The organism is Tateyamaria sp. GN1-10 (assembly GCF_055693845.1).
Genome location: NZ_JBVFUR010000004.1, coordinates 2,184,209 through 2,205,214, shown reverse-complemented (window position 1 = coordinate 2,205,214; position 21,006 = coordinate 2,184,209). Strand labels below are relative to the sequence as shown.

The following is a 21,006-nucleotide window of genomic DNA, read 5'->3' as shown; positions in this document are numbered from 1 at the left end:
GCACATATGCGCGGCGTCCAATCGCGCCTCGTGGCACAGACGTCATCCGCTCCAATTGACAAGCATTGGTCAAGACAACGGCTTGCCCTTCAACTGCAACGCCGTCCGTTCCATATCCGCCGCCAAAACGATCAGCCGCGCCACTTGTCGGGCTTCGTCTGACTGAGCGACCTCGAATGCCGCATATTCCAAAAGGTGTGCCGTGACGGCCAACACGGCACTTGTCCTGCCCTCTTGCGGCAGGTCATCCAGCTCACGCAACAAGCTTTGAACGTAGGTGCCCAGCGGCGGACTTTGACTCTCGGTTTCCAGCATGTCCCGGGCCCTTTGAACACATGTTTGATGACTGTATTTTATGAGCGATACCAACAGCCTGTCATGTCACGCAGTTACGTTACAGCCATCAAGGCAAAATAAGCCCTGCCCCGATCCCCTTGACCGCCGCGGTTGTTCGATCAGTCACCCCTAGCTTGGAAAAGATGCGGCGCACCAGAGTATCCACTGTATGAGGCGACAAAAGCAGAATGTCCGCAATACTGCTGTTAGACTTGCCACGTGCAATCCACCGCAGGATTTGGCGCTCGCGCGGGGACAGGTCAACGCCGGAAAAAGACGTCGGGTTCAACTCGCAATACCGGATATGCCCCGCTTGTGCGACAACCTGAAAATCCAGGACAAGCGCATCGCTTGGAAAATCACCAGCCGCATTCACGCCTAAACCAACATAGCCATTGCGCACCCCCGGGCCAAAAACCTGGAATGCAAGACCATCGCCCACTCCAGCATCGCGCATGTCGTTCAGGTATCGCTTCTGATCTACGGTCAGGCGCACAAGATTGCGAATGTTCGACCATCGGAACGGTGCTGTCACGCTTTGCGCAAATTCAGTGATCGGGTCGATGGTATAGAGCTTCTGCTCGACATAATGACACACCCACTCCTCGGAAAAACCATCTGCATTCACGTTCACCGCATCCTGCGCGCGCACGTCTCCGGTAAAATGGTGATAACTGACCTTGGTGATGCCCCGCTCGTGGAAATAGAGCAACAACAGCGCCCACAAGGCACCCGTATCCGTTTCAGCGCGAATGGCCTCCAAGGCAGTATGTGTCATTGCAATCCCTTACCTTGAAAACAGGCTAGCACGCCCAGGGCCAAGATCGCCGCCATCCCAGCTCAAATCAGAGATTTGATAACGTCACTGCACGCTTTCAATGCGAACAAGCCACTCGATGCCAAACGAATGTGAGTGAGGCGCAGACAGGCAACAGGAGTGCAGCACAACGAACCCAACACGATGGCTCTGCCCCAAAATTATCTTGGCGCAACAGATCAGTATTCCTATGCTTGGTCCATTTTTAAAAAGGGAACTGATTATGCTTCAATATTTTCGTGAAACCGCCACCGGGCACTCCATGACCAATGCCTATCTTCTGTCCGTTCTCAGTTTTTATGCCTACCATCAACCATCCGTCGTCAACGGCAAATGGTCGGATGTTATACGGGCTCAAGTGCGGGCACTAAGTGATCCGGACGACAAGGCCGAACTGGAAACGGTAGAGTCCAGCGGGTCAATTACCTCAATCTTCGACGTCGAAGTGGCAATTGTCGCCACCAGTCGGGTGATCTTTGTTGTCTTTCGCGGCAGCGAAAGCAACCCGCAGGACTGGATCAGCAATATCAACCATCGCATGGTGGATGCTCCCACGCATTTAGGCGGGGTGACCAACGTGCGTGTCCATCGCGGTTTCTGGGCGTCCCTCAATTCGCGCTATCCTGAGATCTTCGCCAAGGTGAAGTCACGCCGCAACAACAACCAAAAGGTGTTTCTGACTGGGCACAGTCTTGGTGGTGCGCTCGCAACCCTTTGCGCGTACCGATTTGCCCGAGCCGAACCATTACCCGTCGACGGCGTATACACATTCGGCGCCCCTCGCGTCGGAAATCACAAGTTCCGCGATGCCTACAAACACCATGTCAAAGGCCCTACATTCCGCTGGGTAAACAACAAGGAATTCGCGGCCTATCTGCCCATATCCGACAACTTCGGCGTGGACGAAGAATACTACCATGTCGGCCAACTGAATTTCATTGAACCGGATCAGTCCGTGACACTGGATCGCGATGAACAGATCCTTGACGCCATCCCAAGCCTCTCAGTTATCAAGGACCACGAATTGCAAAGGACCTGCCAGATTCTGCGCAAACATCTGAGTAAAAAGACGCGTGAAAGTCCCACGGACCCTACGCATCTTGTTTACAAGGATCCCGCGCGGGCCCTGTCGATCATGTAGGCGATTGCATGGCCTGCACCGCGTTCTTCAGCCAATGGACCCGCGCGAAATTGGCGACGATCATTGCGCGGACCTGATACCATCGAGGCAATTTGACCCGCATTTTAGCCATCGACAAAATGGTACGAAGGGTGCCGTCATGCGTGTTGCGTCAACTCCATGTCGAACCCCGGCATATGCAGACCAGCCGGGGATGACGTAAACACTTCGCACCCCTCCGCCGTGACACCGATGGAGTGTTCGAATTGTGCTGATAGCGTCTTGTCACGCGTAACTACTGTCCACCCATCGGCAAGGACCTTCACCTCGGGGCGGCCAAGGTTGACCATCGGCTCGATCGTGAAAATCATGCCCTCGCGGAGCTCCACTCCAGTGCCGGCGCGCCCAAAGTTCAGAATGTTCGGAGAGTCGTGAAAAACCTGCCCAATGCCATGCCCACAATAGTCGCGCACGATCGAACACCTCTGCCGTTCCGCAAAGGATTGGATCGCATGGCCCACGTCACCAAGCGTTGCGCCAGGGCGCACAACGCCAATGCCGGACATCATCGCCTGATACGCAATATCCGCCAACCGGACAGCCGACCGGCGCGGTGTGCCGACCGCATACATCCGGCTTGAATCTCCAAACCAACCATCACGGACAAGCGTAACGTCGACATTGACGATATCCCCGTCCCGCAGCTTTTTCGTAGTCGGAAACCCGTGACACACAACGTGATTCACTGATGTACAACATGCATAATTGTAGCCATTGAACCCCAACGTCGCAGGCCGTGCACCATGCCTTTCCGCGAAGTTGCGAACAAAGGCATCGATATCAGCCAAGGCGATACCGGGGCGGACAAATTCCGAAATCTCGTCCAGACATTGCGCCGTCAACTGTCCAGCCAGCCGCATGCCGGCAAAAGCATCGGGCCCATAGAGCTTGATACCCTCCGTTCGAAATGCCGTGGCGGGATCAGGGGCAGTCGGAACATCGATGTACGTATTCATAAGGCGCATCCCCCATGTCTGGCCTCCGGGCAGCATCAGAGTTGCGCGCTGATTGGCCAGATGATATACAGAATCGTATACAAATCATATACACCCAATATAAGGAGAACGTCCATGGGTATCGTAAAGATTGCAGATGACCTGCACGAAGACATCCGCCGTGCAAGCGGCGCGATGTGCCGCTCTATCAACGCGCAGGCCGAATTCTGGATGAAGATGGGTATGCTGGCCGAGGCTAACCCGACACTTTCATTCAACGCACTTGTGGCGATGCAATTGAAAGAGGCAGACGTGCGCCTACCCGATGTTCACGCAGCTTGACCGGGGTCTGTCAGCACCAACAACGTCATAGCCGCGGCAAAAACGTCATCGACCAAAACATTCACAAGCCGAGAGTATGGTGGGTCGTGAGAGGCTCGAACTCCCGACATCTTCGGTGTAAACGAAGCGCTCTACCAACTGAGCTAACGACCCGTTAGACGCCTCTTAGCGCAAGGTTGTCGGGACCTTCAACCCCCTTCTGCAAGACAGCTCTGTGACCCGTTCGACATGTGGTAAATCACACCCTGCCCACCCGGCAGATCGGCAAAGGCCGCAGGCTCAAGGCCAAGATAGTGACACCGCAGGATGCGCGATGTAATTCCGTGCGTCACGATAACCGTGGGTGCGTTCAATTCTGACAGAAACGCGCCGGTGCGCGCGTAGAGTCCTTCCAAACCCTCGCCGCCGGGTGCGTGGTCATACCACTCCATCCCATCACCCTGGTCGAACAGGTACGGCACCTCTGCAGCGATCTCGGTCCGCAGTTTTCCGGTCCAATCCCCCAACGTGATCTCGACCAGACGCGAGATCCTCCTGGGCACCCTCGATCTTGCGGCCCAAGGCAATACGCGCCGTTTCACGACATCGCCCCAGCGGGCTGACGCGGTACCCCCATCCGGTCAGATCACGCTTGGCCAACAACCGTCCCTGCGCTTTGGCCTGCGTACGGCCAAGGTCGGTCAGAGGGCTGTCTGCCGCGCCCTGCATACGCCCAATACGGTTCCACTCGGTTTCGCCGTGGCGCAGGATCAGAAGATCGGGATACCTCATCCCACCCGGCTACCCCTGCAAACGGGTCTTCACAAGGGGCAACAACCCCTCCACAACCGCGCGGATTGCGGGCGCATGTCTGCTGCGTGGGTGCAGAATGCACCACAAGGGGCGCACACGCCGTCTGGCAGTAGTCACAGGCAGATCTTCTGTCTTGCACAATGGCAACCACGCCTTGCCCAAACCCTGGCGCACAGCTGCATGTGCCGCATCCACATCCGAAACACGCAGACAGACAGCCCCGGGTTCAGCCTCTGACCATTGGGCTTGGGGCAAATGCGCCATCTCTTCCACATAACCCACCCAATCGCCGCAACCCGCGACCACAAACGGCACGTCACAGATCTTGCGCGCGACAGCATCCCCCTCGTCTCGCGGCTCGGCCATCCGCAATGCAATATCTGCTTCACCGTGCATCAGGCGAAGATTTGAGTGATCCGACAACAGGGACAGCCGGATATTGGGGGCCTTTTCGGACCAGTGCGGCACAACTGGCAACACAGCGCTTTCAACGATCCACGGCACTGCAGTGATACAAACCGAACCAGTCGGCCAACCCTGCCCCGACAATGCACGGGCGGCCGCTGCAGCTTCGGCCCGCATCCGGTCGATATGAGACAACAACAGGGTCCCCTCTGCCGTTGAACCTGCGTCCGCACCGCGCCACAGAATATGACCCGTTACCTGTTCCAGCCTGCGCACACGGCGCGCAACCGTGGTTTCATGCTGCCTCATTTCGTCGGCTGCCTTCGCAAAGCTGCCGGCGCGCGCAACAGCCTGAAGTGTTCGAAGATCGTCCCAGTCCCAATCCTGCATTTTTGCAACCCACTACCTTGAAGATATCCATTCACACAGGATTTTCGCAGGTCGATACAGGTACTGACAACAGTGGAGCCGGTAAATGCCCTACCTCATCCTTTTCGAAGATGCGCCAGACCACGATCACGTGCGGGCGCAGTACATGCCGGATCACTTGGCATTCCTGACAGCGCACGCAGATGCAATTCAATCTGCAGGCCCGTTATTTGATGGTGATATCGCAGCTGGCGGCGCATGGATTGTGAATGTCGGATCCATGGACAAAGCACGTGCACTGGTCGAAGCGGACCCATTCTGGCCGACCGGCTTGCGCAAATCTGTTCGCATCCTGCGGTGGAACCACGTGTTCGCCAACGGTGTGGCCATGCCGCCGAAGGCAACATAGGCGGCCCATCCACCGCACTGCCTGCTCACTCACAAGATGATGTAAGGCGCATGGAAGCCAATAAAGGAGGGGTGGTGGGTGATAACAGATTCGAACTGCTGACATCTTCGATGTGAACGAAGCGCTCTACCACTGAGCTAATCACCCAAAGTCCGCGCGTCTTAGCCAACTGCACCAGACCATGCAAGGCCCCGGAGGGTAGAATTCTACTCGGCTGCGGCCTTGTCTGACGTATCGGCTGTCTTCGTGACTGTCGTGGTCTCGTCCGTTTGCGTGGCAGCCGGTGTGTCGTTCTGACGAATGCGCGCAACAAACATGCGGCCTGACGCCAACTTTTTCTCGCGATTGATCTTGACCTTGCCCATCGGATGCAGATTGAGCGCGCGCCCGTCTTGCAGAGCCTCGCCGAGAACCGCCAAAGTGGCTTCGACCGCCGGTTTAACGTCTTTCTTTTTCATGCCGCTGCGCGCAACAACCGCATCAATCAACTCTTTCTTACGCATCATCGGTCCTGCCACCACCGGAGTGGGTGCATCCACAACAACGGGTGCCGCCGTGGCCGCCTTTGTTGTGGCTGTGGACGGCTTGACCGTGGTCTCGGGTTTTGTGGCCACTGCCTTGGACTTGGTCGTTGTCGTCTTCGGCTTTGTTGCAGAGCTGCGCGTCGACGTGGTCTTGGTTGTGGTTTTTGTTGTGCGGGTTGCCATTTTGGCCTCTTCCGTTCTGGACTGCTTGATCCCTGCATAGCGCGGAACGGTGACTCAATCCATAAGTTAGCAACAAAACAATAAAAGGAACTTCGATTGTCGCGGTTTTGGCAACAGAATTGACCAAGCACAACGGTTAGATAGGCATAAAAAAAGCGCGCAAACAAAAGCTTGCGCGCCGATCTTCATTTCAGACTGATCAGTGGGCAGTTGCACCAGCACCAGTATCGCGAGTAGCTGCCGCGGCGGCTGCGGCCGCTTCTTCGGCTGCCTCGTCCCATTCAATGGCGTCCGGTTTCGACACCAATGCACGTTCCAGAACCTCGGTGACGTGGGTGACAGGGATGATCTCCAGCCCCTCTTTCACGTTGTCTGGGATGTCGGCCAGATCCTTTTCGTTCTCTTCAGGGATGAGAACAGTCTTGATCCCGCCACGCAGGGCCGCCAGCAGCTTTTCTTTCAAGCCACCGATAGGCATCGCGTTACCACGCAGACTGACTTCGCCGGTCATGGCGATGTCCCTGCGCACCGGAATACCGGTCAGAACGGACACGATAGATGTCACCATCGCAAGACCGGCACTTGGCCCATCCTTGGGCGTTGCACCGTCCGGCACGTGCACGTGAATATCCGTCTTGTCGAACAATGGCGGTTTTACCCCGATTCCCGGGCTGATCGACCGGACATAGGACGAAGCTGCATCGATGGATTCCTTCATCACATCGCCCAGCTTGCCGGTTGTCTTCATCCGACCTTTCCCGGGCAGCTTCAACGCCTCAATGTGCAGCAGGTCGCCCCCCACCGACGTCCAGGCAAGCCCGGTGACAACACCGATCTGATCATCCTGTTCGGCCAGACCGTAACGATGCTTGCGCACGCCGAGGAAATCGTCGAGATTTTCTGAGGTTACAACAACCTCTTCAACCTCTTTCTTGACGATCTTGGTCAGCGATTTCCGCGCCACCTTGGCGATCTCGCGCTCCAGGTTCCGCACGCCCGCCTCGCGGGTGTAGTAACGGATGATGTCGCTCAGCGCCTCATCGGTCAGTTCAAACTCCTTGGCCTTCAGACCATGGTTCTTGATCTGCTTGGCGATCAGGTGTTGCTTGGCAATCTCGCGCTTTTCGTCCTCGGTGTAGCCGGCCAGCGGAATGATCTCCATCCGGTCCAGCAGCGGCCCAGGCATGTTGTAACTGTTCGACGTGGTCAGGAACATCACGTTCGACAGGTCATATTCGACCTCAAGATAGTGGTCGACAAATGTGCTGTTCTGTTCCGGATCCAGTACCTCCAACATGGCCGACGCCGGGTCCCCACGGAAGTCCTGACCCATCTTGTCGATTTCATCGAGCAGGATGAGCGGGTTCGTAGTCTTGGCTTTTTTCAGCGCCTGAATGATCTTGCCAGGCATCGAGCCGATGTAAGTCCGGCGGTGACCGCGAATTTCGCTCTCATCCCGCACGCCACCAAGCGAAATGCGGATGAATTCGCGCCCCGTCGCCTTGGCAACCGACTTACCAAGCGAGGTTTTACCCACGCCCGGTGGACCAACCAGACACATGATCGGGCCCTTCATCTTTTTCGAGCGTTGCTGCACCGCCAGATATTCGACGATCCGTTCCTTGACCTTCTCAAGGCCATAGTGATCGGCGTCCAGAATGGCTTCGGCCTTGCCCAGATCCTTCTTCACGCGGGATTTCACGCCCCACGGGATCGACAGCATCCAGTCCAGATAGTTGCGCACAACCGTCGCCTCGGCGGACATGGGCGACATGTTCTTGAGCTTCTTCAGCTCAGCCTCAGCCTTGTCCTTGGCCTCTTTCGACAGCTTGGTCTCGGCAATTTTCTCTTCGAGTTCAGCGACTTCGTTCTTGCCGTCCTCGCCATCGCCCAGCTCTTGCTGGATCGCCTTCATCTGTTCGTTCAGATAATACTCGCGCTGCGTCCGCTCCATCTGGGACTTCACGCGGGTCTTGATCTTCTTCTCGACCTGCAGGACCGACATTTCGCCCTGCATCAGGCCATAGACTTTCTCAAGCCGCTCGCTCACCGCCAGTGTCTCAAGCAGGTCCTGCTTCTGATCGACCTCGATGCCCAGATGCCCGGCCACAAGGTCGGCCAGCTTCGCAGGCTCGGTCGTCTCCCCAACAGCGGCTAATGCCTCTTCGGGAATGTTCTTTTTCACCTTGGCATAGCGCTCGAACTCATCAGCGACGGACCGCAGCAGCGCTTCGGTCGTCGCGATATCTCCCGGCATCTCGGTCAGATACTCGGCACGCGCTTCAAAGAAGTTGTCGTTGTCCAGGTATTCGGTGATGCGCACCCGCGCCTGCCCCTCAACCAACACCTTCACAGTGCCATCGGGCAGTTTCAGCAGTTGCAGCACATTCGCCAGCACCCCGGCTTTGTAGATGCCAGACGCTTCCGGGTCGTCAACGGACGGGTCAATCTGGCTCGACAGCAAAATCTGCTTGTCGTCAGCCATAACCTCTTCCAGCGCGCGGACCGACTTGTCGCGGCCGACAAACAGCGGCACGATCATGTGGGGGAAAACCACGATATCGCGCAGCGGCAGCACCGGGTAAGAGGCGTTTAAAGGCTCTTGCATGCTCTTTTCCTTATCATTGGCAAGACAGCGTGGCCCCGCTCTGCGGCAACCTTGTGCTGTCTCCGTGCTTCGGACTGTCTGATCTGTGATCCCAGCCCCTCGGTTTCAAGGTGTATCCTGACGTGGCAACGACAAGGGTGCAATGGCCCCCGGCAAACTGTCCCCAGTTTTTTGACACAATTTGTCGTGGAAAAGCAGGTTCCACCCCCAAGATACGGCATTCGCCCAGCGCTCTGCGGCACTCCGCACGAACACATTTGCTTGATCTTTGGGCAACAAGGCGACCTCACCGCTTTGACCAAGCCCATTCATATCTAAGCCCGCTCCGCTATCGGCTGACCTTCTCTGCCCAGGCATGGCCCTGCCTTCATTTGGTTGTGCCGTTGCACTCGTTGCCTCATGAGATCCCGAAGCTGCGCGTAAGGGCGCATTTTCGCACAGGGGGGGCAGTGCGTCGCTTGTCGCCGGGGATGGTGGGCGGGGCGTCGTGGCGCGCCAAGCGACACGCGCGCCGTCTCTCATCAGTCACACCAGAGTCAGGACCGCCAAGACGGATACTGAGAACCAAACAAACGAAAAAACAACAAATGGCATGGCGGTCCCTCCCCAGGGTGCGTGACTGCATTCAATATAGGCCACGCATGCAGCCCGCACGATGGGGGAATTCCTGACCATCGGTCCCCGCTGCGACACCGAGATGGGCATTTACCTGTCACTCAGCGCCCCCCATAGTCACGGCACAAGAAAACGACTCCCTTATTACGGGAATTCGCTGCTACACTTTCACCCTGCGCGGTGATTCCCGCGTTTTTTTGAAATTATTTTTGGGAGCAGATTATGGGATTTCCGGCAGACTACGCGAAAGCGATGGAAAAGCAGTTTGGATTTCAGGTCATGTGGCCGCCCAACAGGTTGGTGCAGATCGGGGACTACGGCACCATCCACGGCGGCAAGGGCAAGGGCGGAGCGTTCACCAAACTCGGTAACATTGCACGAGACTTCAGCCTCGCGTTTGAAACCGAAACCAGCGCCCGGGTCGAAGTGGAGTCGCTGCAATCGGACGGTGTGTCGATCGTGAACGCCACCGCCGATGGCGGAGGCAAGGTCGACGGCGTGGATTTCGCCGTCCAACTGTCTGTCCACTTCGAAAAGAAGAACAGCATGGTCTACAACGGCTCCGGCATGGTCCTCAGGTCTATGAAGGACATCGGGTCCATCGGAACCCAATTGGCAAGGAAACTGGCCTCCGGTGACTGGAAGAAGAACTATCTCGTCGTCACCGATGTACACGAGACGGAAGGCATGACCGTCTTGCTGTGCCAGACAAAAAACACCCAGGTGACATTGGGTGGCTCGGCGTCGCTCACCACTGGCGACATCGGCAAGGCCTCCGCCAATGTCGAGGTGATCTCAAACCAGTCTTCGATTGCACACTACATCGCGTCGACGCCGACCACACCACTTCTCAAGGCGCGTGCAGTCAACAAGAAGGGTCTGAAACTGCAGAACGATATGCTGACAAACGGGGCGCTGGCAGGCACCAACGCCATTCCGCTTGAGGATGGCGACACGTTCGAAGAGGTCCTTTTCGACTATTGCGATCTGGACCACTTGCCAAACGCCGACGGCGATTGACACAAAAACAGGTCAGAGCGGCGGGATATCACCTTCCGCTCTGCCCGCATGAAACGCGGCCTGCCACGCCTCGAACGTCCCCGCAGCAATTGCGCCGCGCATCCCTGCCATCAACTCCTGATAATAATGCAGGTTGTGCCATGTCAGCAGCATGCCCGAGATCATCTCCTGCGCCCGAAACACATGATGCAGATACGCGCGGGAGTAGTTGGAACATGCGGGACAGGTACAATCCTCATCCAAAGGACGCGGATCATCGGCGTGTCGCGCATTCTTGATATTGACCACACCGCGGCGGGTAAAGACCTGCCCCGTCCGCCCCGACCGCGAGGGCAGTACGCAGTCCATCATGTCGATGCCACGCGCAACTGCGCCTACAATGTCATCCGGCTTGCCCACCCCCATCAGGTAACGGGGCTTGTCCTGCGGCAACTGCTCCGGCGCATAGTCCAGGCAACCAAACATCGCCTCCTGCCCCTCGCCAACGGCCAGACCACCCACGGCATAGCCTTCGAACCCGATCTCCCTGAGGGCGTCGGCACTCTCGGCGCGCAAATCTTCCTCAAGCCCGCCCTGCTGAATGCCAAACAGAGCGTGGCCCGGACGGTCGCCAAAGGCGTCGCGGGACCGCTTCGCCCAGCGCATCGACAGACGCATACTCTCTGCAATCCGGTCGCGATCGGCCGGCAAAGCCGGGCACTCATCGAAACACATCACGATGTCCGACCCCAGCAGCCGCTGGATGTCCATGGACCGCTCGGGCGTCAAGGCATGCTTGGACCCATCAATATGCGATTTGAAGGTCACCCCCTCCTCGGTCAGCTTGCGCAGGCCCGCCAGGCTCATCACCTGGAACCCACCACTGTCGGTGAGAATGGGGCGATCCCAGTTCATGAACTTGTGGAGCCCGCCCAGACGATCGATCCGCTCAGCCGTCGGGCGCAACATGAGGTGATAGGTGTTGCCCAGCAGGATATCGGCTCCGGTGGCGCGCACACTCTCGGGCAGCATCGCCTTGACGGTGGCGGCCGTCCCTACGGGCATGAAGGCTGGCGTTCGGATCTCGCCCCGCGGCGTGGTGATGGTGCCGGTGCGGGCGCGGCCATCGGTGGCATGCAAATCAAATGAAAAACGGGTCATGGCCCCTCATGCCGCGCAGATGAAGAAATGCCAAGACCCGCTGGGAAGACGCACAATCACCACGCAATCGCCCAACCTGTGTACGATTTATGAACAAGTTAAGACAAATTGCTGCGATAGGCCTCCGGTTCAAACTCCTTTCCCGGTGAGGGAAATGATCTGTCAACAAGACACAAGGCCTTGTCATGCCCACCCCAGAAGAAAACTTCACGACGACAACGGTCGAAGACGTCGACAACACCCAGGGTTGGACCAGTATCACCACCAGCGTGGACAGCTCTGGCCTTTTCATGATCAGAACCACGCTCATGGACAGCGGCAGCGCGGTGTTCGAGGCGTTTCTTGGGCCGCAACGGCTGAGCCAAACGGTCACGGACACAGCAGCCAACGACGCCGATTGGGACAGTCGCTCGACCGAGTGGAACTGGTTGGGTCAAAAAACCGCCCGGACCATCAATTATGACAATGGTGACCAACGGATCGAACGGTTCGATGAAGCCACCGGCGCACGCACAGAGCGCATCGAGATAGACGGGAACGACGACAAGCCGTGGGCCTCCCTTACAACAAGCTATGATGCCGCGACCGGCGCACGCATCGGCTCGGAAAAGGTGCTGGACAGTGGCCGCATCGAGACGCTGACGTTCGACGCAGATACAGGCACCCGCACCAGCCGCACCATCACCGATGGCGGCGATGACAATCCCTGGCAGTCCAAGTCACTGACTTACGACGCGGACACAGGACGGCTGACAGAGCGTGAAATCGTTTATGACGACGGTCGCAGCGACACCATCACCTACCAGAATGGCAGAAAGACCTCTCAGGTGCTGACCGACGGGGACAATGACACTTTTGACTGGGTGACCCGCGAAACCACCTACGATGCCAACGGGCGCATAGCTCTGACCGAAGAGGTCCGCGACGATGGCGACCTGATCGTGGAATCCTATGCGGGCGGGCGGCTGACAGAACAAACCACTTACGACAACTCGGGCGACGAAGCCTGGCATGTCGAAGAGATCGCGTTCAATGCCGCCGGCGACGTCGTCGACACAACCTACTACGATGAGTCGGGCAATATCCTGATCTTCTGATCCCGCGCACTTGTCCGCCCCTAGGGACAACCACAAAGACAATGCGCCGCCCTATCACAGGGCGGCGTTTTTTTGGGGGCCAAGCCATCCGACTTGCATTTTGCGTGGGCTTCATGTCTGCCCAAGCAAAGCCTGTCCGTTGTGAGCAGACATCGCCCACGCTACGGTGCTTAAAAATACTAAAACAAAAAATGGGGACAACATGGACACGTTGAACTTCGGCTGGGAAGAATGGATGTCACTGCCCGAACTGGGACTGCCCGCTCTCAAGGCAAAGATCGACACCGGCGCGCGCACATCTGCACTCCATGCCCACGACATCGAAGTGTTCGGCCCCGCCAAGCAACCCAAGGTCCGGTTCAACGTCCACCCCATCGCGGGCAAGGACCATGTGTCGATCACCTGCTCCGCGCCGATCCTCGACCGGCGCGAAGTCACGTCCTCCAATGGTGAGGCGGAACTGCGCTACGTGATTGAAACCCGGCTGGACGTGGGCGGACAATCCTGGCCCATCGAGGTCACGTTGACAGACCGCTCCTCCATGACCTCACGCATGCTCCTGGGGCGTCAGGCCTTGCAGGACCACATTACGATCACAGCGTCGGAAAAGCGGCTGCAACCCGAACTCAGTTATGACGTCTACCACTCCTCTGCGATGCGGAAAGTGGCTCCGGCGCGATCCCTGCGCATCGCCGTGCTGAGCCGCGAAAACAACTACTCGACGCGCCGATTGGTGGAAGTGGGCGAAGCGCGCGGCCACACGGTCGAGGTGATCGATACCACCCGCTGCTACATGGCGATCAATGCGATGGCCCCAGAGGTGCATTATGACGGCAAGCGCCTGCCCCGCTACGACGCCGTGATCCCCCGCATCGGGGCGTCCATCACCGCCTATGGCACTGCCGTCATCCGACAATTCGAAACGACCGGCACCTATTGCGTGAACGGCAGCGCCGGGATCACGGCCAGCCGGGACAAGCTGCACGCCCACCAAATCCTCGCCTCAAAGAAGATTGGCATGCCCACCACGGCCTTTGCCGCGTCGCCCAAGGATACGGCGAACATCATGGGGCTGGTCGGCACCGCACCCGTGATCGTGAAGCTACTGGAGAGCACCCAAGGCAAAGGCGTTGTGCTGGCCGAAACCAAGAAGGCGGCGGAATCGGTGATCGGCGCGTTCCGGGGCCTGCGCGCCAACTTTCTTGTGCAGGACTTCGTCAAGGAAGCGGCGGGCGAAGACATCCGCTGCCTTGTCGTGGACGGCAAGGTCGTGGCCTCGATGAAGCGCACCGGAGCTGATGGCGACTTCCGCTCGAACCTGCACCGCGGTGGCAGCGCCACGTCGGTGCGGATCAGCAAGGCAGAACGTGAAGCCGCCGTCCGGGCCGCCCGGGTATTCGGGCTGGGCAAGGCGGGCGTAGATCTCCTGCGGTCCGAAAGCGGCCCAAAGGTGCTGGAAGTAAATTCAAGCCCCGGCTTCGAAGGGATCGAAAACGCGACCGGCAAGGACATCGTGGGCAAGGTCTATGACATGATCGAAGCACGCGTGAAACCGCGCCCGGTGCGACGGCGCAGTTGATCCCGCTTGCGCTAGGCCAGGATGCCGAAAAGCAGGACCGACCACTAACGTTTCAACTGATACGTGATCCAATTGCTCCTGTTCGCGTGCCGATCATAGACCGCCCGCGCACGGTAGTTGGTATCGGACGTCATCCAGCGCACCACGTCCCACCCCTGCTCTTTCGCATAGGCGCCGACGCCCTCGATCATCAGATCGACGACACCCTGCCCGCGTGCCGCAGGAGCCACGAACATATCGTCGATGTAACCGCCGATAGCCGCGTCCATCGGGCGCTCGAAAGACCGGAAGTGGACAAAACCGACCAACTGCCCATGCGCATCCGCAACAACAAAGCACCGCGTTTGCGCTGACGGGTCGTGTATCCAAGCCCAGACACGGTCACGCATCTCAGACGTTTGCCGCGCCCCGCCGAATGCGCAATAGGCTTCGAACAGCGTGTCCCATTGCGCGCGATCACGCGCTTCTGCCCACCGCAGTGTCACTGCCACGCCAGCCTCCATTGCTTGGTGCATTTCGCAACTTCCGACATTTGGTCGCCGGCAACAAGTGAATGACGCAACGAGCGGATGGACCACAGCACGAATACATCAAGTCACACGCCCTTTACCGGCCACGTCCCGTTCCCTATATAAACACTCAGGAACAAGTCCGGGGATCCCATGAACCAGCCCACCGAACAGATGGAAGGCACGCCGCTGATCGCGCCCTCGTCAACCGACCACCCTTTGCATGAGGCCGTGGTCGAAGCCTGCCGCACGGTCTACGACCCCGAAATTCCGGTAAACATCTTTGAGCTTGGCCTGATCTACACGATCGACATCAATGCCGAGAACGAAGTGAAGGTGATCATGACGCTCACGGCACCCGGTTGCCCCGTCGCAGGCGAGATGCCGGGCTGGGTTGCAGACGCCATTGAACCGCTTCCCGGTATCAAACAGGTCGATGTGGAACTGACATGGGAGCCGCCTTGGGGTATGGAAATGATGTCGGACGAAGCAAGGCTCGAACTCGGTTTCATGTAAGAAGCGTCACAAAACCATCACGAACGCATTGAGAAACCGTCATATCGGCGCTTCATCCTGCATGGATAAACACCGTCGAAGGATTCTCAAATGCGACTTGCTGCTGCCTGCATTCTGCTTACCACGACCCCAGCCACCATTATGGCCGAAACGGTCGCCATCGATTACGGACCCCGGCCTGCCTACCTGATCGATAAACTTCCCGAAGGCGATCTGAAGGCAAAGCTGCAAAGTTGTCAGAGCCAGACACCCGCCAAGTCGGACTTTTCAATTGGCCACCGCGGCGCACCCATGATGTTTCCCGAACACACGGTGGAATCGAACGTCGCAGCTGCACGGATGGGGGCCGGTATCCTCGAATGTGACGTGACCTTTACCAAGGATCACGAACTGGTCTGCCGCCATGCGCAAAACGACCTGCACACGACAACCAACATCCTTCTGACCGATCTGGCCAGCACATGCGCCACGCCCTTCTCGCCCGCCAGCGGCGATGAAGAGGCGACCGCCGAATGCCGCACATCCGAACTGACGCTGGCCGAGTTCCAAACGCTCACTCCCAAAATGGACAGCGCAAACAAGGCGGCCACTACAGCGGAAGAGTACCAAGGCGGCATCGCCGGCTGGCGCACCGACCTTTACACAGACGGCGCACAACTGATGACACATGCCGAGTCCATCGCGCTGTTCAAGTCCCTCGGTGCCAAGTTCACGCCCGAACTGAAATCACCCTCGGTCGACATGCCGCATAACGGCTTCTCCCAAGCCGACTATGCGCAAAAAATGGTCGACGAATACAAGGCTGCAGGCGTCGCCGCCTCGGATGTCTGGGTGCAAAGCTTCGACCTCAACGACGTACTTTACTGGATTGAAAACGAACCGGAATTCGGCGCGCAGGCTGTCTATCTCGACGACAGCTACAACGTTGATGGCTTCGACCACAACGATCCAGCGACCTACCCGGACAGCATGGCAAGCCTCTATGAACGCGGCGTGCGCTACATCGCACCGCCCATGTGGATGCTGGTCACGATGGAAGATGGCCAAATCGTACCCTCGGCCTACGCGGACGAGGCAAAAGCTGCCGGTCTGAACATCATCACATGGACGCTCGAACGCTCGGGCCCTCTGGGCAATGGCGGCGGCTGGTACTTCCAGTCGATCAGCGACGCGACCACGCATGACGGTGTGTATTATGAACTGCTGGATGTGCTGGCACAGGATGTGGGCGTTGCCGGCGTCTTCTCCGACTGGCCCGCCACGGTGACGTATTACGCCAACTGCATGGGCCTGTAACCCGTACCCGGCGCCATCCCCCGCGCTTCTACAGGTCTGCAAAGGGCCGCCGATCCCCCGGCGGCCCTTTTTTGCTGGTTTCACAAACGACGCAAAACCCACATCAGCACCCGGCGTCGGCGCCGACTGCGCTTGCGAATTCGCTCCTGCTCTTGCATTTTTGCAAACAGGTCCTGTTCTTTTGCGTAAAGGCTGTTCATTTCCATTGATTTATAAGGGTGCAGCATAATCACTCCTTTCGTTGATAATGACCATATGGCAGCAGCCATGCGGCATTGTCAGACCCCGGATTCGCACCTACATTTGCAATCATGCAAATCACTGACTGGACAGACTACGGACTATTCGCCGCCGTCGCCCGCCACGGCTCGCTCGCGCGCGCAGCCCGGGAAACCGGGCTGAGCCAGGCCACCCTGTCACGGCGCATGACAGCGCTGGAACAACGCACAGGCCGCAGGCTTTTTGCCCACGGCGCTGCGGGCTACACCCCCACGACAGAAGGACGCGCCCTTCTCGAACGGGCAAAGAAGATGGAGGCCGCCGCCCGTTGCATCGCTCACTGGTCCGCGGAACAATCCGGCGCCCCGCGCGTGCGCGTCTCTGCTGGCACCTGGACCACGCTCTACCTCAGCCGGAACCTGTCCACCTACTGGACGCGCAGCGACCGCTGGACGCCCGAATTTGTCTCCTGCAACCTCGACATGGATATCGAGCGGCGCGAGGTCGATATCGGCATCCGCAACCGCCGCCCCGATCACGATTGGCTGGCCGGACGGCGCACAGGCCACGTCGAACACGCCGTCTACGCCGTGTCCGAAGACGTTGAAGGATGGATCGGCCCGAGCGACGATACAGCCACCCTGCCCTCCGAGGCCTGGACAGTCGCCAATCACGGCTCTGAACTGGTTGCTGTATCGAACGATCCACAAGTCCGCATGGCACTGGCCCAAAGCGGCGTGGGCCGAGTTGTCCTACCCACCTTTGCTGCCGACACAGCACCCGGTCTTACCCGCGTCTCAAGCATCATCGAGGCCCTCACATCAGAGGAATGGCTGGTCTGTCACCAGGACACCCGCCACGACCCGGCCATCCGCGCAGCACTCGACGCAATCGCCGGTATGCTGGCTCGCCCACGCCCCTTGCGGGATGACGCTGAAAGCCCTACCTTAAACGTCGGATAAGCAAAGAGGCGCCCATGTTCTCGATCCCCGGCAAAAACGCTGTCAGCATCACCCCCCGCGCCGCCGCGCAAATCTCCAAACTGATGGAGAAAGAGGGCCATTCGGGCCTGCGCATCGGCGTGAAAAAGGGCGGCTGCGCAGGCATGGAATACACTATGGAATACGTGGACGAAGCCGACCCGAACGATGAAACCGTCGAACAGGACGGCGCGCGGGTGATGATCGCGCCCATGGCGCAGATGTTCCTTTTCGGCACCGAAATCGACTACGAAACATCACTTCTGGAATCCGGTTTCAAGTTCAACAACCCCAACGTGACCGACGCATGTGGCTGTGGCGAAAGCATTTCGTTCAAGGACGTGGACGCGCTCGCCGCCGAGCAAAACGCACAATAGAATGGCCGTCAGCGCCGAAGAGATCGACCACGCGCTCGACCTCTTCTCCGGCCTCGGCCCTCTCAGCACCCGCAAGATGTTCGGCGGCCTGTCGATCTACTGTGACGGCATCATTTTTGCCATCCTGATGTCAGACGGGCGGCTCCTACTCAAAGGTCAGGGCAAGATGCAGGACAGGTTTGAGGCCATGGGCCTCGACCGTTGGGACTACAAGCGCAAGGACGGCAGCGACACGCATATGCCGTATTGGTTCCTCCCTGACAGCGCCCAGGATGACGCCGACGAAGCAACAGACCTCGCCCGCGAAGCCCTGACGTATCTATAAGGCGTGCGGGTTCACCGGGTACCCTACACACGCGCCTCCCGCGCCAGCGTTTCTTGAAAGACCCGCATGAACGCCACGCGCTCCGTCGCCATCCCGCGCGCCGGCGCTGTATTGAGCGTATCGGCCACGCCAAACAGTTTCACCCGGAAATGGTCGAGGGCAAAGGCGGCATCGTCCAACGCCCGCGTCTCTGCCAAGGGATCATTCCCTTCCACCAACCCGGCTCCCATCTGACCGGCCACATTGAAACAGCGGGAAATGCCAATCGCGCCCAAAGCCTCCAACCGGTCCGCATCCTGCAAAACCTGCGCCTCCAGCGTCTCGCAAGGATGACCGGCTGAATAGCTATGCCCCAGAATGGCATGGGCAACTGCATCCAGCCGCGGCAATCCACGCGCCGCCATCCACGCAACGGCATGGTCGGCAGAAAGCGCCGCAGCTTGCGTCCGGCGCGGGTCATCTTTGGGGACATTGACGATGTCGTGCAGATAGGCGGCAATCAAAAGCACCTGGCGATCTACCGGCGTGTCCAAGGCCTCTGCAATCCGCTGGCAATTCACCCAAACTTGCCGCACATGCCAGATGTCATGCGCCCCGTCCGTCTGCTCTTTCCACTGCGCCGCAACCTCAGCTTCAAGTTCAGCCTGTAAATTCATGATTTTCCCTGAAGATGCACATAGGTCTCTTCAAACCGCGCGCTCAAATGATCGCCCGCCAACATCACCTCATCCGACCCTTCCGGGGCCACATTGGTGTCATAGGTCGGATTGAAAAACAGCGGGATGGAAATGCGCTCCGCCAGCCCACCGACAACCCGGTGCGGTGTCGCCTTGACCTTGCCCCCGGTCCAGAATTCCAGCATCTCACCGAAGTTGATGATGAACTCACCCGGCGGCGCGCTGACAGGAATCCACCCGCCGCCGCGCTTGCGCACCTCCAACCCCGGCGATCCATCAGTCGCCAACAGGGTCAGACAGCCATAATCGGTATGGGTCGCAATCCCGAAATCCTTGGCCCCTGCCCAGTCGGGCCGCGCCGGATAGAAATTTCCACGCAACAGGGCCATGGGTGTCTCGAACGCGCCATCGAAATGGGCCGGATCAGCGCCAATGGACCGTGCAATGGCAGTCAACAACCCCTTCGCAACACTCAAAGCATCCCCATAATACCTTGAAATTACGCTCTTAAATGTGGGATCATCCGGCCACAAGTTCGGCGCATAGAACCGCTTGTCCCCAAGGGGATGCCCCTCTGGCAACTGAAACCCCACATCGAAAAACTGCTTGTAGTCAGGGTTGGCATTGGGATCGACCTGCTCCGATCCGGGCGCACCCCAGCCCCGGTTCGACCCGGTGCGGGCCATATCAACCGCTCGCTTCTGCGCCTCGGGCAAGTGAAAGAACGCACGATAGGTCTCGATTGCCTCCTCCACACGCGCCGCCGACAACGCGGTGTTGTAAACGGTGGCAAAGCCCACCCCGGTCGCTGCTTCGCCCAAAACCTTCAGGCTCTCTGCTTCGCCAGCAGCCAATGCCGCCGCATCCAAACGTGGGATCATCTCATGCCCTCCATCCTGCGCGCGCAGCCCTAGCGCAGCCACACCCGCGATGCTAGGACCAAGGCAACAAAACCGGAGAGAGACATATGCGGCGCACATTGGCAGCAGGCAACTGGAAGATGAACGGCACCCCCGAGATGTTGGCAGACCTGGCCACGCTCACAGGCGGCACGTCGAACAACGTACCACAGATCATCATCTGCCCGCCCGCGCCCCTTCTCACCCGCGCCGCCGAGGCCACGGAAAACAGCCCCGTCGGAATCGGCGGCCAAGACTGCCACGCCAATGCCAAGGGCGCCCATACCGGTGACGTGGCCGCAACCATGCTCAAGGATGCAGGTGCAAGTGCCGTGATCGTCGGCCACTCCGAACGCCGCGCCGATCATCACGAGACCAACGCACAGGTCCGGGCCAAGGCCGAAGCGGCCTATGCCGCGGACCTGACCGCCATCATCTGCATCGGCGAAAGCGAGGAAGAACGACTGGGCCCTGACTGCCTCGACATCATCGCCGCGCAACTGGATGGCTCAACGCCGGACAGCGCCACGGCAGAGAACACAGTGATCGCCTACGAACCCATCTGGGCCATCGGCACTGGGCGTGTGCCCACAATGGACCAGATCGTGGAAACCCACGACATGATCCGCGAAAAACTGACCGCGCGCTTCGGCAGCCAAGGCGCAAACATGCGCGTCCTCTACGGCGGCTCGGTCAAACCCACCAACGCAGCCGAAATCTTCCAGGCCGAGAACGTCGATGGTGCCCTCGTAGGCGGCGCGTCCCTGAAGGCGGCGGACTTCCAACCCATCATCGACGCCCTCGCCGCCTCCTGATCCACTTCATCTTGCCGGGTAAACTTCGGGGGGTTTGGGGGG

Annotated in this window: 25 protein-coding genes and 2 tRNA genes; 12 read left to right on the top strand and 15 right to left on the bottom strand. The window is 58.7% G+C overall.

The annotated features are described in order from the left end of the window. Positions 1-69 precede the first annotated feature (69 nt). Both ACZ1HN_RS12800 and ACZ1HN_RS12795 read right to left on the bottom strand, forming a co-directional pair. On the bottom strand, positions 70-315 hold the full coding sequence (locus ACZ1HN_RS12800) for a hypothetical protein (RefSeq protein WP_472727777.1): 246 nt from the start codon (positions 313-315) through the stop codon (positions 70-72). Positions 316-403: 88 nt separating this feature from the next. Continuing rightward, entirely contained in the window at positions 404-1,114 is a 711-nt protein-coding gene (locus ACZ1HN_RS12795) for a helix-turn-helix transcriptional regulator (protein WP_472727776.1), read from the bottom strand. Positions 1,115-1,319: 205 nt separating this feature from the next. On the opposite strand from ACZ1HN_RS12795, the gene ACZ1HN_RS12790 reads away from it, so the two are divergent. Beyond that, positions 1,320-2,294 (top strand): lipase family protein, encoded by a 975-nt coding sequence (locus ACZ1HN_RS12790; RefSeq protein ID WP_472727775.1) that lies wholly within the window; start codon positions 1,320-1,322, stop codon positions 2,292-2,294. A gap of 137 nt (positions 2,295-2,431) precedes the next feature. On the opposite strand, the gene map is transcribed toward ACZ1HN_RS12790, so the two are convergent. After that, the gene (gene map, locus ACZ1HN_RS12785; RefSeq protein ID WP_472727774.1) at positions 2,432-3,289 is read right to left on the bottom strand and encodes a type I methionyl aminopeptidase; all 858 of its coding nucleotides are present in this window, start codon (positions 3,287-3,289) and stop codon (positions 2,432-2,434) included. A gap of 114 nt (positions 3,290-3,403) precedes the next feature. Here map and ACZ1HN_RS12780 point away from each other — a divergent pair, with 114 nt between their 5' ends. Next, complete coding sequence (locus ACZ1HN_RS12780; RefSeq protein ID WP_472727773.1) at positions 3,404-3,610, top strand: ParD-like family protein; 207 nt, start codon at positions 3,404-3,406, stop codon at positions 3,608-3,610. Positions 3,611-3,687: 77 nt separating this feature from the next. Here ACZ1HN_RS12780 and ACZ1HN_RS12775 read toward each other — a convergent pair. The 4 genes from ACZ1HN_RS12775 to ACZ1HN_RS12760 all read right to left on the bottom strand — a co-directional run bounded on the left by ACZ1HN_RS12775 (position 3,688) and on the right by ACZ1HN_RS12760 (position 5,197). Then, positions 3,688-3,763, bottom strand: a tRNA-Val gene (locus ACZ1HN_RS12775). A gap of 35 nt (positions 3,764-3,798) precedes the next feature. Further along, positions 3,799-4,152 carry a histidine phosphatase family protein gene (locus ACZ1HN_RS12770; RefSeq protein ID WP_472727772.1) on the bottom strand — a complete coding sequence of 118 codons (354 nt, stop codon included), beginning with the start codon at positions 4,150-4,152 and terminating at the stop codon, positions 3,799-3,801. Then, on the bottom strand, positions 4,046-4,381 hold the full coding sequence (locus ACZ1HN_RS12765) for a phosphoglycerate mutase family protein (RefSeq protein ID WP_472727771.1): 336 nt from the start codon (positions 4,379-4,381) through the stop codon (positions 4,046-4,048). Before ACZ1HN_RS12765 ends, ACZ1HN_RS12770 begins: the two co-directional genes overlap by 107 nt. 9 nt (positions 4,382-4,390) lie before the next feature. Further along, positions 4,391-5,197: a LysR family transcriptional regulator gene (locus ACZ1HN_RS12760; RefSeq protein WP_472727770.1), complete on the bottom strand. Its 807-nt coding sequence runs from the start codon at positions 5,195-5,197 to the stop codon at positions 4,391-4,393. A gap of 85 nt (positions 5,198-5,282) precedes the next feature. Between ACZ1HN_RS12760 and ACZ1HN_RS12755 the strand changes: the two genes are divergently transcribed. Next, positions 5,283-5,585 carry a YciI family protein gene (locus tag ACZ1HN_RS12755; protein WP_299772434.1) on the top strand — a complete coding sequence of 101 codons (303 nt, stop codon included), beginning with the start codon at positions 5,283-5,285 and terminating at the stop codon, positions 5,583-5,585. A 72-nt stretch (positions 5,586-5,657) separates the two neighbouring features. On the opposite strand, the gene ACZ1HN_RS12750 is transcribed toward ACZ1HN_RS12755, so the two are convergent. From ACZ1HN_RS12750 to lon, 3 genes are all read right to left on the bottom strand, one after another. After that, positions 5,658-5,732: transfer RNA gene (locus ACZ1HN_RS12750), tRNA-Val, on the bottom strand. 59 nt (positions 5,733-5,791) lie between these two features. Continuing rightward, entirely contained in the window at positions 5,792-6,292 is a 501-nt protein-coding gene (locus ACZ1HN_RS12745) for an HU family DNA-binding protein (RefSeq protein ID WP_472727769.1), read from the bottom strand. Positions 6,293-6,491: 199 nt separating this feature from the next. After that, complete coding sequence (gene lon / locus ACZ1HN_RS12740) at positions 6,492-8,900, bottom strand: endopeptidase La (RefSeq protein ID WP_472727768.1); 2,409 nt, start codon at positions 8,898-8,900, stop codon at positions 6,492-6,494. A gap of 837 nt (positions 8,901-9,737) precedes the next feature. Between lon and ACZ1HN_RS12735 the strand changes: the two genes are divergently transcribed. Then, complete coding sequence (locus tag ACZ1HN_RS12735; RefSeq protein WP_472727767.1) at positions 9,738-10,535, top strand: hypothetical protein; 798 nt, start codon at positions 9,738-9,740, stop codon at positions 10,533-10,535. A gap of 12 nt (positions 10,536-10,547) precedes the next feature. Here the strand turns inward: ACZ1HN_RS12735 and tgt are convergent, their stop codons facing one another. Then, positions 10,548-11,675, bottom strand: coding sequence for a tRNA guanosine(34) transglycosylase Tgt (gene tgt, locus ACZ1HN_RS12730; protein WP_299602884.1), 1,128 nt, complete (start codon positions 11,673-11,675; stop codon positions 10,548-10,550). A gap of 185 nt (positions 11,676-11,860) precedes the next feature. On the opposite strand from tgt, the gene ACZ1HN_RS12725 reads away from it, so the two are divergent. Beyond that, the gene (locus tag ACZ1HN_RS12725) at positions 11,861-12,772 is read left to right on the top strand and encodes a hypothetical protein (RefSeq protein WP_472727766.1); all 912 of its coding nucleotides are present in this window, start codon (positions 11,861-11,863) and stop codon (positions 12,770-12,772) included. A gap of 202 nt (positions 12,773-12,974) precedes the next feature. Next, positions 12,975-14,351 carry a 30S ribosomal protein S6--L-glutamate ligase gene (gene rimK / locus ACZ1HN_RS12720; protein WP_472727765.1) on the top strand — a complete coding sequence of 459 codons (1,377 nt, stop codon included), beginning with the start codon at positions 12,975-12,977 and terminating at the stop codon, positions 14,349-14,351. A gap of 44 nt (positions 14,352-14,395) precedes the next feature. On the opposite strand, the gene ACZ1HN_RS12715 is transcribed toward rimK, so the two are convergent. After that, on the bottom strand, positions 14,396-14,842 hold the full coding sequence (locus ACZ1HN_RS12715; protein ID WP_299602895.1) for a GNAT family N-acetyltransferase: 447 nt from the start codon (positions 14,840-14,842) through the stop codon (positions 14,396-14,398). 171 nt (positions 14,843-15,013) lie between these two features. Between ACZ1HN_RS12715 and ACZ1HN_RS12710 the strand changes: the two genes are divergently transcribed. After that, on the top strand, positions 15,014-15,376 hold the full coding sequence (locus ACZ1HN_RS12710) for an SUF system Fe-S cluster assembly protein (protein WP_299206415.1): 363 nt from the start codon (positions 15,014-15,016) through the stop codon (positions 15,374-15,376). Positions 15,377-15,466: 90 nt separating this feature from the next. Next, on the top strand, positions 15,467-16,672 hold the full coding sequence (locus tag ACZ1HN_RS12705) for a glycerophosphodiester phosphodiesterase family protein (RefSeq protein ID WP_472727764.1): 1,206 nt from the start codon (positions 15,467-15,469) through the stop codon (positions 16,670-16,672). Between the two features lie 80 nt (positions 16,673-16,752). On the opposite strand, the gene ACZ1HN_RS12700 is transcribed toward ACZ1HN_RS12705, so the two are convergent. Beyond that, positions 16,753-16,899, bottom strand: coding sequence for a hypothetical protein (locus ACZ1HN_RS12700; protein WP_472727763.1), 147 nt, complete (start codon positions 16,897-16,899; stop codon positions 16,753-16,755). An 84-nt stretch (positions 16,900-16,983) separates the two neighbouring features. Between ACZ1HN_RS12700 and ACZ1HN_RS12695 the strand changes: the two genes are divergently transcribed. Genes ACZ1HN_RS12695 through ACZ1HN_RS12685 form a run of 3 tightly spaced genes read left to right on the top strand, consistent with a single transcriptional unit; the run spans position 16,984 to position 18,573 of the window. After that, complete coding sequence (locus ACZ1HN_RS12695) at positions 16,984-17,853, top strand: LysR family transcriptional regulator (RefSeq protein ID WP_472727762.1); 870 nt, start codon at positions 16,984-16,986, stop codon at positions 17,851-17,853. A gap of 14 nt (positions 17,854-17,867) precedes the next feature. Then, positions 17,868-18,248 carry a HesB/IscA family protein gene (locus ACZ1HN_RS12690; protein ID WP_299206421.1) on the top strand — a complete coding sequence of 127 codons (381 nt, stop codon included), beginning with the start codon at positions 17,868-17,870 and terminating at the stop codon, positions 18,246-18,248. Between the two features lies 1 nt (position 18,249). Further along, positions 18,250-18,573 (top strand): TfoX/Sxy family protein, encoded by a 324-nt coding sequence (locus ACZ1HN_RS12685; protein WP_299206423.1) that lies wholly within the window; start codon positions 18,250-18,252, stop codon positions 18,571-18,573. A gap of 23 nt (positions 18,574-18,596) precedes the next feature. Here ACZ1HN_RS12685 and ACZ1HN_RS12680 read toward each other — a convergent pair whose 3' ends face one another. Both ACZ1HN_RS12680 and ACZ1HN_RS12675 read right to left on the bottom strand, forming a co-directional pair. Next, the gene (locus ACZ1HN_RS12680; RefSeq protein ID WP_472727761.1) at positions 18,597-19,229 is read right to left on the bottom strand and encodes an HD domain-containing protein; all 633 of its coding nucleotides are present in this window, start codon (positions 19,227-19,229) and stop codon (positions 18,597-18,599) included. After that, positions 19,226-20,131 (bottom strand): isopenicillin N synthase family dioxygenase, encoded by a 906-nt coding sequence (locus ACZ1HN_RS12675; RefSeq protein WP_472727760.1) that lies wholly within the window; start codon positions 20,129-20,131, stop codon positions 19,226-19,228. The genes ACZ1HN_RS12680 and ACZ1HN_RS12675 overlap by 4 nt, the downstream gene beginning before the upstream one ends. 86 nt (positions 20,132-20,217) lie before the next feature. On the opposite strand from ACZ1HN_RS12675, the gene tpiA reads away from it, so the two are divergent. Continuing rightward, positions 20,218-20,964: a triose-phosphate isomerase gene (gene tpiA, locus ACZ1HN_RS12670; RefSeq protein WP_472727759.1), complete on the top strand. Its 747-nt coding sequence runs from the start codon at positions 20,218-20,220 to the stop codon at positions 20,962-20,964. Positions 20,965-21,006 lie beyond the last annotated feature (42 nt).

Coding starts and splice junctions, on each gene's coding strand:
- ACZ1HN_RS12800 (WP_472727777.1), bottom strand. CDS start 315: ATGCTGGAAACCGAGAGTCAAAGTCCGCCGCTGGGCACCTACGTTCAA.
- ACZ1HN_RS12795 (WP_472727776.1), bottom strand. CDS start 1,114: ATGACACATACTGCCTTGGAGGCCATTCGCGCTGAAACGGATACGGGT.
- map (WP_472727774.1), bottom strand. CDS start 3,289: ATGAATACGTACATCGATGTTCCGACTGCCCCTGATCCCGCCACGGCA.
- ACZ1HN_RS12780 (WP_472727773.1), top strand. CDS start 3,404: ATGGGTATCGTAAAGATTGCAGATGACCTGCACGAAGACATCCGCCGT.
- ACZ1HN_RS12765 (WP_472727771.1), bottom strand. CDS start 4,381: ATGAGGTATCCCGATCTTCTGATCCTGCGCCACGGCGAAACCGAGTGG.
- ACZ1HN_RS12760 (WP_472727770.1), bottom strand. CDS start 5,197: ATGCAGGATTGGGACTGGGACGATCTTCGAACACTTCAGGCTGTTGCG.
- ACZ1HN_RS12755 (WP_299772434.1), top strand. CDS start 5,283: ATGCCCTACCTCATCCTTTTCGAAGATGCGCCAGACCACGATCACGTG.
- ACZ1HN_RS12745 (WP_472727769.1), bottom strand. CDS start 6,292: ATGGCAACCCGCACAACAAAAACCACAACCAAGACCACGTCGACGCGC.
- lon (WP_472727768.1), bottom strand. CDS start 8,900: ATGCAAGAGCCTTTAAACGCCTCTTACCCGGTGCTGCCGCTGCGCGAT.
- ACZ1HN_RS12735 (WP_472727767.1), top strand. CDS start 9,738: ATGGGATTTCCGGCAGACTACGCGAAAGCGATGGAAAAGCAGTTTGGA.
- tgt (WP_299602884.1), bottom strand. CDS start 11,675: ATGACCCGTTTTTCATTTGATTTGCATGCCACCGATGGCCGCGCCCGC.
- ACZ1HN_RS12725 (WP_472727766.1), top strand. CDS start 11,861: ATGCCCACCCCAGAAGAAAACTTCACGACGACAACGGTCGAAGACGTC.
- rimK (WP_472727765.1), top strand. CDS start 12,975: ATGGACACGTTGAACTTCGGCTGGGAAGAATGGATGTCACTGCCCGAA.
- ACZ1HN_RS12710 (WP_299206415.1), top strand. CDS start 15,014: ATGAACCAGCCCACCGAACAGATGGAAGGCACGCCGCTGATCGCGCCC.
- ACZ1HN_RS12705 (WP_472727764.1), top strand. CDS start 15,467: ATGCGACTTGCTGCTGCCTGCATTCTGCTTACCACGACCCCAGCCACC.
- ACZ1HN_RS12700 (WP_472727763.1), bottom strand. CDS start 16,899: ATGCTGCACCCTTATAAATCAATGGAAATGAACAGCCTTTACGCAAAA.
- ACZ1HN_RS12695 (WP_472727762.1), top strand. CDS start 16,984: ATGCAAATCACTGACTGGACAGACTACGGACTATTCGCCGCCGTCGCC.
- ACZ1HN_RS12690 (WP_299206421.1), top strand. CDS start 17,868: ATGTTCTCGATCCCCGGCAAAAACGCTGTCAGCATCACCCCCCGCGCC.
- ACZ1HN_RS12685 (WP_299206423.1), top strand. CDS start 18,250: ATGGCCGTCAGCGCCGAAGAGATCGACCACGCGCTCGACCTCTTCTCC.
- ACZ1HN_RS12680 (WP_472727761.1), bottom strand. CDS start 19,229: ATGAATTTACAGGCTGAACTTGAAGCTGAGGTTGCGGCGCAGTGGAAA.
- ACZ1HN_RS12675 (WP_472727760.1), bottom strand. CDS start 20,131: ATGATCCCACGTTTGGATGCGGCGGCATTGGCTGCTGGCGAAGCAGAG.
- tpiA (WP_472727759.1), top strand. CDS start 20,218: ATGCGGCGCACATTGGCAGCAGGCAACTGGAAGATGAACGGCACCCCC.